Annotated in this window: 9 protein-coding genes and 1 tRNA gene; 1 reads left to right on the top strand and 9 read right to left on the bottom strand. The window is 40.3% G+C overall.

The window, feature by feature from the left end; translation table 11 throughout:
• Window positions 1–256 precede the first annotated feature (256 nt).
• On the bottom strand, window positions 257–1,165 hold the full coding sequence (gene gnd / locus IV73_RS04685) for a phosphogluconate dehydrogenase (NAD(+)-dependent, decarboxylating) (RefSeq protein ID WP_057755726.1): 909 nt from the start codon (window positions 1,163–1,165) through the stop codon (window positions 257–259).
• A gap of 201 nt (window positions 1,166–1,366) precedes the next feature.
• Here gnd and IV73_RS04680 point away from each other — a divergent pair, with 201 nt between their 5' ends.
• Entirely contained in the window at window positions 1,367–2,209 is an 843-nt protein-coding gene (locus IV73_RS04680) for a MurR/RpiR family transcriptional regulator (RefSeq protein ID WP_057755534.1), read from the top strand.
• 77 nt (window positions 2,210–2,286) lie between these two features.
• Here the strand turns inward: IV73_RS04680 and IV73_RS04675 are convergent, their stop codons facing one another.
• The 8 genes from IV73_RS04675 to IV73_RS04640 all read right to left on the bottom strand — a co-directional run bounded on the left by IV73_RS04675 (window position 2,287) and on the right by IV73_RS04640 (window position 11,876).
• On the bottom strand, window positions 2,287–3,705 hold the full coding sequence (locus IV73_RS04675) for an amino acid permease (RefSeq protein ID WP_057755532.1): 1,419 nt from the start codon (window positions 3,703–3,705) through the stop codon (window positions 2,287–2,289).
• Window positions 3,706–3,981: 276 nt separating this feature from the next.
• Window positions 3,982–4,290: an ArsR/SmtB family transcription factor gene (locus tag IV73_RS04670; RefSeq protein ID WP_057755529.1), complete on the bottom strand. Its 309-nt coding sequence runs from the start codon at window positions 4,288–4,290 to the stop codon at window positions 3,982–3,984.
• An 80-nt stretch (window positions 4,291–4,370) separates the two neighbouring features.
• The gene (locus tag IV73_RS04665; RefSeq protein ID WP_057755526.1) at window positions 4,371–5,768 is read right to left on the bottom strand and encodes a C69 family dipeptidase; all 1,398 of its coding nucleotides are present in this window, start codon (window positions 5,766–5,768) and stop codon (window positions 4,371–4,373) included.
• A gap of 84 nt (window positions 5,769–5,852) precedes the next feature.
• Window positions 5,853–6,422 (bottom strand): uracil-DNA glycosylase family protein, encoded by a 570-nt coding sequence (locus IV73_RS04660; protein ID WP_057755724.1) that lies wholly within the window; start codon window positions 6,420–6,422, stop codon window positions 5,853–5,855.
• Between the two features lie 27 nt (window positions 6,423–6,449).
• Window positions 6,450–9,620: an AAA family ATPase gene (locus IV73_RS04655; RefSeq protein ID WP_057755522.1), complete on the bottom strand. Its 3,171-nt coding sequence runs from the start codon at window positions 9,618–9,620 to the stop codon at window positions 6,450–6,452.
• A 3-nt stretch (window positions 9,621–9,623) separates the two neighbouring features.
• The gene (locus IV73_RS04650) at window positions 9,624–10,811 is read right to left on the bottom strand and encodes an exonuclease SbcCD subunit D (RefSeq protein WP_057755521.1); all 1,188 of its coding nucleotides are present in this window, start codon (window positions 10,809–10,811) and stop codon (window positions 9,624–9,626) included.
• A gap of 191 nt (window positions 10,812–11,002) precedes the next feature.
• A complete protein-coding gene (locus tag IV73_RS04645) occupies window positions 11,003–11,524 on the bottom strand; it encodes a GNAT family N-acetyltransferase (RefSeq protein WP_057755518.1) in 522 nt (173 codons plus the stop codon).
• Between the two features lie 279 nt (window positions 11,525–11,803).
• Window positions 11,804–11,876, bottom strand: a tRNA-Thr gene (locus tag IV73_RS04640).
• Between the last annotated feature and the right edge of the window lie 22 nt (window positions 11,877–11,898).

Below are 11,898 nucleotides of genomic sequence, written 5' to 3'. Positions count from 1 at the left end.
AACCGACGACAGCACGATTAACAGTCGTGTGCTCTACCAACTGAGCTAATTCGGAATTATCTGTAGCACTTAACTACAAGATAACATTATAAAGATATCCGCGAATTTAGTCAACTAATTTACAGCTTTTTCTAGCAAAATTCGCTTTTTACTCTAAGCTATTCATTTTAACCAAAAAGACACAGCTAAAATCATAGCTATGTCTTCATCTAACATTAATTAATTATTAAATCACTAGACGCTAAAAGCTAAAAGCTTATTTCTTAACGTCCATAGCGTGTCCACCAAAGCCGTTACGCAATGCTGAAACAACCTTTCCAGTAAACGTATCATCTTGCAATGAACGGTTACGCATCATCAATGACATAGCGATAACTGGAGCTGGTACTTGCAAGTCCAAGGCTTGCTCAACAGTCCACTTTCCTTCTCCTGTGGCTACCACACGTCCAGTAATTCCCTCCAACTTAGGATCCTTAGAGAATTGGTCTTCGGCCAATTCCATCAACCATGAACGAACAACTGATCCATGGTTCCACAAGTGAGCAACCGCTTCAAAGTCATAGTCATATTGTGAAGCTTCCAAAATTTCAAATCCTTCACCGATGGCTTGCATCATTCCGTATTCAATTCCGTTGTGAACCATCTTCAAGTAGTGACCTGATCCCAAACGTCCAGTGTATAGGTATCCGCCTTCTTGTGCGATTGATTCAAACAATGGTTCCAAAATCTTCCATGCTTCGGCATCGTCTCCACCGATCATGAAGTTTCCACCATTACGTGCTCCTGACCATCCACCAGATGTTCCAGCATCAAAGAACTTGATTCCGGCTGCTGTCGTCCGCTTGTTTTGTTCCAAATTATCCTCGAAGTTTGAGTTTCCTCCGTCAATGATAATATCCCCGGCATCCATCTTTTCAATCAAATTGTCGATGGTTGAGTTCGTTGGAACTCCGGCTGGAACCATGACCCAAACTACCTTTGGTGAAGGTAATTCTGACAAAAGTTCATCAATTGATGAAACCATGGTTACCTTATCTGAATATGCTCCGGCTTCTTTCACGAAGTCTTCATTCAAATCATAAGCCACTACTTCATTACCATTATCGACCGCATTCTTAACTAAGTTTAGGCCCATCTTTCCAAGCCCGATCATTGCAAACTTCATCATCATTTCCTCTTCTCTTTGTGTATGTCTTTATTATATGAAATAAGTTTACTTTTTTCAAGGTATTTTTGTAAAATTTTTTCAGAAAGAAGTTTCATGTAAAGCATAACCATCTTAATTCCAAACTCTAACTACTGGCTTTGATCGTTTAATGGTAGAATGAAGGCATACTATATAAATTTGGAAGCGAGGTCGAGTCCCATGACACAAAGCGGATTTTCTCGAATTCGTTCATTTTTGAACCAATTAAGTGGTTCTGATGAAAAAATTGCTCATTATATCTTAAACCATGAAAACGAAGTACAAAAGATGACCATTCAAGAAATGGCCGATGCGACATCGCTATCAACTGCAACCATTTCACGATTTGTTAAACGGATTGGTTACGGCTCATTTCGTGAATTTTCACTCAGCTTAGCGATTTCTACTTCTACCAATAACACGTTCTTCGGTGAAATCAACGAACAAGATGACAAGCATCAGATTATTCAAAAAGTTTTTTCTGGGGCGGAAAATGCCCTCAAAGCTACGAATGAAGTTATCAATGATGATGATCTTGCCACTGCAGCCGACTGGATTGCCTCAGCGCGTAAAGTCGGTTTCTTTGGCATCGGAGGATCTTCACTAGTAGCTTTTAACGCCTATCATAAATTCTTACGCACGCCGGTCCAAGGTTTTCAGCATCCTGACTACGATATTCAAGTCATGGAGGCCGTGCGCATGACAAATGAGGACGTTGCCTTGGTCATCTCCCACTCGGGGCGTAACCATGATACGTTAGCGGTGATGCAGCATCTACAATCCCACGGGGTGAAAACAATCGCCATTACCGCCTTCCCAAATTCGGAAATTGCTAAAAACGCCGATTTAGTCTTAGCTAGTGCGGCAGAAGAAGTTAATATTCGTAGTGAATCAATGTCTTCTTTGATTGCCCAGTTAACCATTGTCGACACCCTCTTTACCCTCGTCGGTGTGCAAATGGGTGATAAAACCTCTGCCGTGGTGGATGAAATTCGTGATGCCATTGAACAAACTCGCAAATAAATTAACTTCAAATCAAAAACGCCCAACCTCTCGCCAAGCTACTGCCTTGCCAATCAGTTGGGCGTTTTTGATTGATCTTATTTAAAATCTGGATGATGTTTGGCCCAGATAAAATAAGTAATGGTTAAGAAAATTAAATAGCCGGCCCCGATGCAAACTGATAACCGCGTATCAGGATTAATAAACATAAAGATGACAATCACAAATAATGCAAGAATCGCAAAATAATTAGAATATGGATACCATGGCATCATCAGCGGGTGGTCCACTAATTGATGCTGGTGAGCATGCCGGAAGCGTAACTCACTAATAATAATTACGATCCATGGGACCATCCCCGGCAAGACAGACGAACTATAAACTATCACAAACAATTTCGAGCCAATGTTACTAAAATGATCAAAATAGGCATTCATTAATAATCCTAAAAAGATACCAAACGAAATTGATAGAATTGAACGATATGGTACTTGATGTTTTGATAATTTCGCAATTTTCTGAGAAACATAACCATCGTTTCCTAATTTATATAACATACGACTGGCTGAATAGATTCCAGAATTGGACCCCGACATCGCCGCCGTTAACACGACGAAATTAATAATTCCCGCCGCCCCGGTAATCCCAATCTTAGCAAAAGTCTCGACGAAGGGTGAACCAATCGCCCCTAATTGATTCCAAGGATAAATCGTCACAATCACAAAAATCGCACCAACGTAAAAGATTAAAATCCGAAAGACGACTGAATGAATTGATTTGGCAATTGACGACCGCGGATTCTCCGCTTCGCCGGCCGTAATTCCTAGCACTTCAATCCCTTGATACGACCCCGCAATAATAGCCAATGCAAACATAAAGCCCTTAAAGCCACCTGTGAAAAAGCCCCCATGACTCCATAAATTACTAAATCCAATTGGTTGGCCATGATGACCAAAACCAAAAATAATCATTAACATCCCAAAGATAATCATAAACACAATTGTTAATACTTTAATCATCGCAAACCAATACTCTAGTCGCCCGAAAGTTTTCACCGAAACTAAATTAGCTAAGGTTAGCATGACCAATACAACGAGCCCCGAAGTCCATCCGGGAACGTTTGGGTACCAATAATTAACATAAGTTCCTACCGCAATTACTTCGGAAATCCCCACAATAACATATTGAAAAATATTACTCCACGAAGTAATCCAACCCACCACCGGATGAATGTAGTTAGTAGCATAATCAGCAAAGGAACCCGTAGTGGGATTAATATAAATCATTTCACCAAGCGCCCGCATCACTAAGTATAATACCAAGCCCATAAATGCATAGGCTAAAATGACGGAAGGCCCCGTCCAGGCAATTGTGGCAGCCGAACCTAAAAACAGTCCCACTCCAATTGTGCCACCCAGCGCAATCATCTGCATTTGTCCAGAAGTCAAAGCGCCTTTTAAATCCCGTTGTTTATCCATTTGTCCTTGATCTGAATGCTTATTTTTATCCACTGCCATCCCCGCTCCAACCTTTCGTTTTAAAATTCACGTACATCCATTAAAAAAACGCCGCCCACTTCACCTTAGCGAGTTGGTCCAGCGCTTGTTAGTCAATCCCTAATCTAAAAGCCCCAAACCTTATCATAAGCGGATGGGGGTGGCGGTTAATTCAAATTTCTGTTGTAAATTATTCATAATTAAATACCTGCCTTTAATCTAGATATTATAGCACGTTAATTTCTCTGAAACAATTATTTTATGAGAATATTCTCATTCATATTTAATCAATTAACGCTAATCATGACATTCTTCATGCCGGCGTACGTGGTCCATATGAATCAATGCATTATCCAATAATATTAAAATATGCGAATCGGCCAAGTAATAGTACACCGTCCGGCCACGTTTAGTTGTTTGAACCAACTGTGCCTCCCGTAATAGTTTCAATTGGTGCGAAACCGCAGACTGTTCCATTTCCAAAGCAGCGACTAACTCTTTAACATTATAAGTATGCTCTCGTAATAAAGTAATAATCTTTAAACGGGTTCGATTGCCCAACAATTTAAAAATTTGTTCTAACTCATCTATCATTTCTGTTTTCATAATCATTATCATCTTAAATTCTGCTTATTGTCCGTTTAGAAAGAAAAAGGCAAGCAACTCAATGCGCCTGCCTCCTATTTTTAATTATCGGAACGAGAATATCCATTTTTCATTAAGTTCGAGCGGATATAAAGGACCTGATTTAACAAATCTTCGGTCTCAACCTTCATGACCTCAGCTAACTTAGCATTAGCCGTCTCCAAGTCTTGACCAGGCTGATCATTCAGTTGCACATGCCGGTGACCAAAAGCCATCGTCTTCAATTGATAACGCTCAACCATCGGAATTGCTTCTGCATAATTAGCATCCACCAACCCGGCAATTAACCGATTAATCCAATAATAGTTCTCAGATGACACACGCAAGGTTGTTCCTGCGAAGTATTCAGGCATCTTATTCACATTCGTATAAACGGGAATTAAGCTGGCAAACGGCATACTTGAAAAGGCAAACCATTGCAAAGCGCGGCGGTCAGCAGCCACATCTCCTCGTAATTGCAAGACACTTAAGTCACAATTCCGGTTAATGCCGATTGGGCGGAATAAATGACGTGTCGTTTCATCCCCCATTTGACCGTATGGATCATAAATAGTTCCTTGATAATGGCTACTTAAAGCTGCATGGACATCATCAATGGTTAATTTATGCGCTGGCCGTTGCATAAATGGAATGTCATCATCCATTGGTTCATGCTTAACGGCTGGCGTAAACATTTGTTGGATATACCAAGCACGTGGTGTGTTGTAGACATGATCCATCTCGGTATGCGTTCCAAACATATCGCGCGCATTATAATTAGCGCTCACTTGCAGATGATTATCCGCAATAAATTGCGCCATATCATCTGAAGCCATGAAGTTCTTGGAATCATTCAAATCAAATACTTCAATCCCCCGTTGATTGGGCACAGTTACATAAGCATCATCGGGCACGCGTTGAGCGACCCAATGATGTCCACCCACGGTTTCCAAAAACCAAATTTCATTGACATCCGAAAATGCAATTCCATTCATTTCATATGTTCCATAGGTAGCCAAAAGTTCACCAAGGCGTTGCACTCCTTCACGTGCTGAATGAATATAAGGCAAAACTAACGTCAACATATCCTCTTCGCCAATTCCACCGTCTACCAGTGGGTCGGCCCCAAGGGTGCGCGCGTTAGTCGTAATCGTTTCCGTCGCTGACATCGCAACATTTTCAATGTTGACGCCCGCTTCACCCCAAATTCCATGAGTTTCATCGACATCCGGAGTTGCCGTATACCGCATTGGATCATCAGGCAAATCAATTTCTATCCCTGAAACCACTGACTTATAATGTCGTGGTTGCATTTCTGGTTGCATCACAATTAATTTTTTCGCATTAAAAGCTCCATTTGGGGCATCTTCAGTTCGCGCAATAATTGTCGAACCATCATTGGTGGCACCCTTCCCAATTAAAATTGTCGTACATGCGGTTGGTTCATATTGAAAACTCATTATTAAATCCTCCCTTTTCTACTTATGGTCTATTATATACCAATTAGGACCCTTTGCCGTGTTCATCACGTATGAACAGTCTAATTAATTTAAAGCTTGTTGGACGGCTTGCTTCAAAGCTGGTAAAACTGTGCTTTCAAACCACGGATTGTGCGCAAGCCAGATATTATTGCGTGGCGAAGGGTGCACTAAAGGAAAATAAACTGGCAGGAATTGTCCAAAATTACGAATATTATCGGTAATTTTGACACGTTTTGGTTGCTGCAAATAATAGTGTTGCGCATAGGATCCAATCAAAATGGTTAAAGTGACTTGCGGCATTTCCTCAATTAGACGCGCGTGCCACTTTTCAGATACTACCGGACGTGGCGGCAAATCACCACTTTTCCCCTTTCCTGGAAAATAAAAGTCCATCGGTAAAACACCGATTAATCCTGATTGATAAAATATATCCTCATCAATCCCCATCCAATCACGCAGGCGATCCCCCGAAGCATCACGCCACATCTCATTCTTTAATTGAGTACGCAAGCCTGGCGCCTGACCAATAATTAAAATTTTAGCCGTCTTAGGCGCAGCATATAATGGATGCCAACCTTGCGTTTGAAAAATTTGATTCTCTGGCGCCTGTTCAATTTCATGATAAATACTCACACCGGATTCCTCCTCACCAAAATACATTTAAACACCCTTTAAACTAATTTGACTCTGCCCATCCCCCATCTTTTGAATAAGGATTTGCTGACCAATGCGATTTTTCATCTCAGAAACGTGACTAATCACTCCAACCATCCGATTGGCACTCACCATTTCTAATGCATCTAAGGCTTTCTCCAAGGTCTCTTGATCTAACGAACCAAACCCTTCATCAATAAAGAGGGCTTCAATCTGCACCCCTTGTGCGGAATTTTGCACAATTTCTGATAGGGCTAACGCAATCGCCAAGGATGAAATAAAGGTTTCACCGCCAGAAAGGGTTTCACTTGAACGAATTTGACCCGTTTCATTATCGTATACATCAATATCAAGCCCAGTATCCCGTTGCTTAGTCCGTGGTTGTTGGCTAATTTCCAGTTGATAACGGTTATTTGAAAGTAAATTTAAATAATGATGGTTGGCATACTCTAAGACAATCTTCAAATATTGTTGTACGACATACGTTTCCAACTTTAATTTATTATCATGATTTGCTTGCCCATTAATAACTTGGTAAAGGCGCCGCAAATCCATTAATTCATCACTATGTTGGTTTTGCTGCTTTTCTAATACATTTAACTGTGTTTGAATCTCCTGAGCAGCTTGTACCGCTTGTTGGGCTAGGGTCTGCGCTTGCTCAGCAATTTTCACTTGTTGCTTGCAGTCATTTTCGACCGAACGTAACTTATCAAGATCCGGTTCCACTTGACTTTGTAATGCCGTCTTAAGCCCCTTTAACGCTTCATCTAGGCGTTGTTGGTCCTGTTCAAAAGTTTGCACCGCTCTAGTTAAAGCCATTAACTCTTCACTTGTCGCAGCATCAATCCACGCCACCAATTCAGCTTCATCCCGGGTCTTAGCATCTTCTTCCTTCACGGCCGCTTGCAGTTTAGCTTCGACTTGTTGTAACTCAGCTTGTTTCTCTTTTAACGTGCTTTGTTGCGCCTTAAATTGGGATTGATGTAAGTTTTCATGCTGTTTTTGTTCATCAACTTGAATTTTAGCATCCATTACTGCTTGCGCGTACACTTCACTTTGCTCAACTAATATTTTTCGTTCTGTTTCCAAATCCGAACCAGCCGGTAATTCCCCATAAACCCGTATTGAACGTTGCAGTTCATCCTGGGCCTCATCCCGCGTCGCCTTAAATTTAGTCAACGCCGTCTGATCATTTTGTAAACTACTCTGTAACTGTTCTTGCGTTTGCTTCAATTTTTGTTGGCGCTCAATTTGCTCTTGTAAAGCTGTCAGTTGCTCTGCAACCATAGCTTGCGCATGACTTAAATCAGTCAAAATTTGTTTTTCATCATATTGTGCTGGCCACTTTAAGTCGGCATGTGGTTGGTCTAAGAAATGTTTATAAGCAGCTTGAAAAGATGCTCTTTGCGTTGCTAAATTCTTTTCTTCATCAAACTTCTTTTGTCGAAGCTCGACTAACTGCACCTGAGTATGCGCTAATTCAGTCTTAGTCCGTTCTACCAGATTTTGCGCATCATCAAGGGCATCAAGGGCGTCACGCAAAGCGGTTTGACTCTTTGCTTCCGTATGAGCCGCATATTTGGGATGTTCTAAAGAACCACACACCAGACATGGTTCCCCCGTTTTTAACTCACTCTGCAACATCTCAATCATCAAAGCTCGACGTTGCGTTTGCTTCCCCTGATATTCATTTTCCGCATCATGTACTTGTTGCTGCTGCTCTAAGCTCTTTTTTTGCGTTTGTTCCAATAATTGATTAGCGCGGGCCACAGTCTCTTCTTGTTGGTGTACCTGTGCATTTAAATTTTTTAAATCTTGGAATAATAACTGCAAATTTTGAAAAAGATCATGTTGTTGTTGCAGTTGTACCCGCGTGCTTAACGCTACCTCTACCTGACTAAGTTGCTGTTTTACAATCATTAATGCTGTCTGCTTTTTCTGAATTAAATGTTGTAATTCATGAATATGGGGCGCTTGTTCCGCGCGTTTTTGTTTTTGGCGCTCTTGCAGTTCAGCCTCACGTAAAATACTTTGAATCTGTTGCACCTGCTGTTGCCTATCAGCTTGAACTGACGCCTCTTGCTCAAGACTTTGTAAGTTTCCCAATGCTTGCTTAAGCTTTCCCTGATCATCATTAATGACCGCTTGTAATGTCACTAGTTGCGCTTCTTGCATCTCAATCGCTGGCTGTAAGCGCTGCTCGTTTTGGCGTAAATCACGAAATTGGCTCGCCCAATTTAACGCGGCCAACCGTTGCTGATTGCGATCAAAATCAGATTGTTGCGCTAGAACCTTCGTCTGATATTCTTTTTGCAGCTTTTTTTGTTGATCAAAAGTTTGTTGTAATTTCTCCGCCGCCTGCCGTTGCTGTTCGTGCTGCTCTAATGTAGCCTGCAAGGACTGCACTTTTTGTTGCTTTTTAATCTGTGATTGTTGGCGTGTGTCAATAATAGCTTGTAAAACAGACTGTTGTTGTGACCTAGTAGCAGTCTGCAATTGTTCTTTCTCGCCGTCATCCCACAGAGGCGCTTCCAATAAACTATCCATTTTATCTTGCGCCGTTTTTTGTTGCTGTTCTAAATCATCTAATTTAACTTTCAAAGCCTCACGAAAGTCAGTATAAATCTTGGTCCCAAAAATATTTTTTAATAATTCTTCTTTTTTATTCGTATCGGCTTTTAGAAATTGCGCGAAGTTATTTTGTGGTAACAAAATTATTTTTTTAAATTGATCAGCATCTAAATGTAATAAATTATGAATTTGATCACCAACATCTTTTGGCTTGGTTCCCAACACATCTATCTCACCCCCCAGTGCACTTTCGACCACCGCCAAATTTGCCGTAGTTTTCGCTTGGGTCAACCCACCACCACGTTTGGCAGCCCGCTGTTGTTCAGGATGGCGGACGACCCGGTATAGTTGTTGCCCTTGTTCAAAGACAAAAATGACTTCCGTGGTTTGCTGTGGACTAGCGAACTGACTGCGTAAATTATCAGCCTTGCGGTTATTAGTTGTTGATCCAAATAAGGCATACGTCATTGCATCAAAAATAGTTGATTTACCAGCGCCTGTATCTCCTGAAATTAAAAAAACTGATGCCTCGTTCAATTGACTAAAATCAATTTCTGCATGGGCATAAGGACCAAAATACTGCATTTTCAAATATACTGGCTTCATAACCTAATCCTCCCGTGTGATTTCCGTAAACGTTTCGGCAATCACTTGCTGTTGATACGTTGTTAATCCTTCTTGCACCATCTTTTGATAAAACTGATCTACTGCCTGTTCGGGACTTATATCCTCGCTTAACGGCTGATCTACCGTGGGTCCCAATTCATTCTCAGGGGTTTGATATTCTAATTCAACAACGGTTCCATATATATTTTGTAATTCAGCCCGAATATTACGTCCTGCCAAAGCAACACGATCAAAATCTTCAACGGTAATCGCAAAATAAGCTTGCTTGATCAGCTGATTTTGATAAAAATCAGGATCTAACAATGTTTCAAAAGGCGCTGAGAGGACGATTAAATCTGTCTGTGGTACTAAAGGATGAAAAATTCTCTTCACCTGATGGTCGTTAATTTCCACCACTTCAACCCCTTTTTGACCATTTTTAACCTGGGCTTCTTTCACATTAAATTTAACGGGGCTCCCAGCATAACGCACCGTCGCACTGGGCGAAGCATGTCGCGTATGAATATGACCTAAGGCGACATAATCAAAGTCCGCAAAAAGTTGATTTGAAATCGTAGCTAACCCCCCAACTTGTGATAACGTCTCACTGAGCCTCTCAATTGGTTCTGCCAAGTTAGCGCTCACAGCAAAATGAGTAACTAAAATATGATTTAATGCTGGATCAAAAAGCTGAACCATATCAGGCAAAATGTACTGTAAAGCATCGTTTAACGTCCGAATCGTTTGAACTTGTTCATCCGACCAGCCTTGCTTTTTATAATAAACACGCGCATCCATCGGGTCTAAATACGGCAACAAAAAGATTTGTGTCGTTCCCACCGTAATAGGCTGAAACGCCGCGACCAAATCCGTCGCCAAATACATTGCATGATCACCATACCATCGTTGCCCAAATTGCATACGTTTAGCACTATCATGGTTTCCAGTAATCATATATAACGGAAAATCATTAACCAAATTTAATTGTTCGAGCATGGTATTTAAAGCTATCACTGCTTCAACAGGGGGCACAGCCCGATCATATAAATCACCCGCAATAATAATTCCATCAACTTTTTCTTGCTGCGCGATATTTAAAATTTGATCAAACATCGCATTTTGTTCTTGTAGCAAGCTATAGCCATTCAACGTTCGCCCAATGTGCCAATCTGCTGTATGTATGAATTTCATCTATTAATGCTCCTTTAACTAGTAGCTTACCTATTTAACTTCATTTTACATGATTTTTGGAAGAACAAATGTAATTTTAAGAACTTATCGAATTTATTTAGACAATAAAATAGTGTTCATAACAACTATCATGAATAGTCATTATGAACACTATTAATTGGACTGCTTACAAATTGATAAATTGAACTCAATTATTTTTCCAAAAATAATTGATATGCATTCCGTGGTTCATTGGGATTGTCATCCATATAGACGACACCAGTATATTCAAAATTATTTTGTCCTAGAATATGTCGCATCCGTAGATTCTGTCGATGCGTATCAACTCGAATTTCTTTATAGCCTAACCGGTAACTTTCACTAATTAAATTACTGAACAAAAATTCACCCAGATGATTACCAGATAAATCACTTTGAATAGCAATTCGATGCAATGTCACATACTCTCCATCAGATGGTTGCCATTCTCCTTGATAAATCTTTTGATAATTAGGATCAGCTTTCGTTAACATCGTTGCGGTCCCAACTATTTTCCAGTTATAAATCAAAACATATGTCATACCACACCTAGCATCAAGTAGTAAATCTCTTTTTTGTGGGTAACTCCCTTGCCATTGTGGAATTTGATCCATGGCCAAAAGCCCTTTTGCATCTTGAATCACTCGATTAATTTGATCAACATCATCTAAGTTAGCTTTTCTTAAATAAATCATTATGCCTAGCTCCTCTTTAAATATCATCTTAGTCACTCTTCAAACCAAATATCAAAGGATATATTCGTATAATTATATTCAATAAATTAATATCTAATAAATATCACATAATAATACCCTAACATCATTTTTTCGCAATGACAATGAGCTTAATTAAATACGTTCTAAATATAACGTATACGCCGAGTAACAGACCACCAAAAATGTTACAATAAAAAACAAAAAACCTTATAAACAGCTATCTCAAGCCATTCATAAGGTTTTAAATTTAACTATTTATGCCGACTGGGGGAATCGAACCCTCGACCTACGGTTTACGATACCGTCGCTCTACCAACTGAGCTAAGTCGGCATATCAGCAAAGCTAATATAAA

Origin of the sequence: Weissella kandleri, assembly GCF_001438705.1 — a bacterium.
Lineage (GTDB): Bacteria > Bacillota > Bacilli > Lactobacillales > Lactobacillaceae > Weissella > Weissella kandleri.
This window is presented reverse-complemented; position numbering and strand designations above follow the sequence as displayed.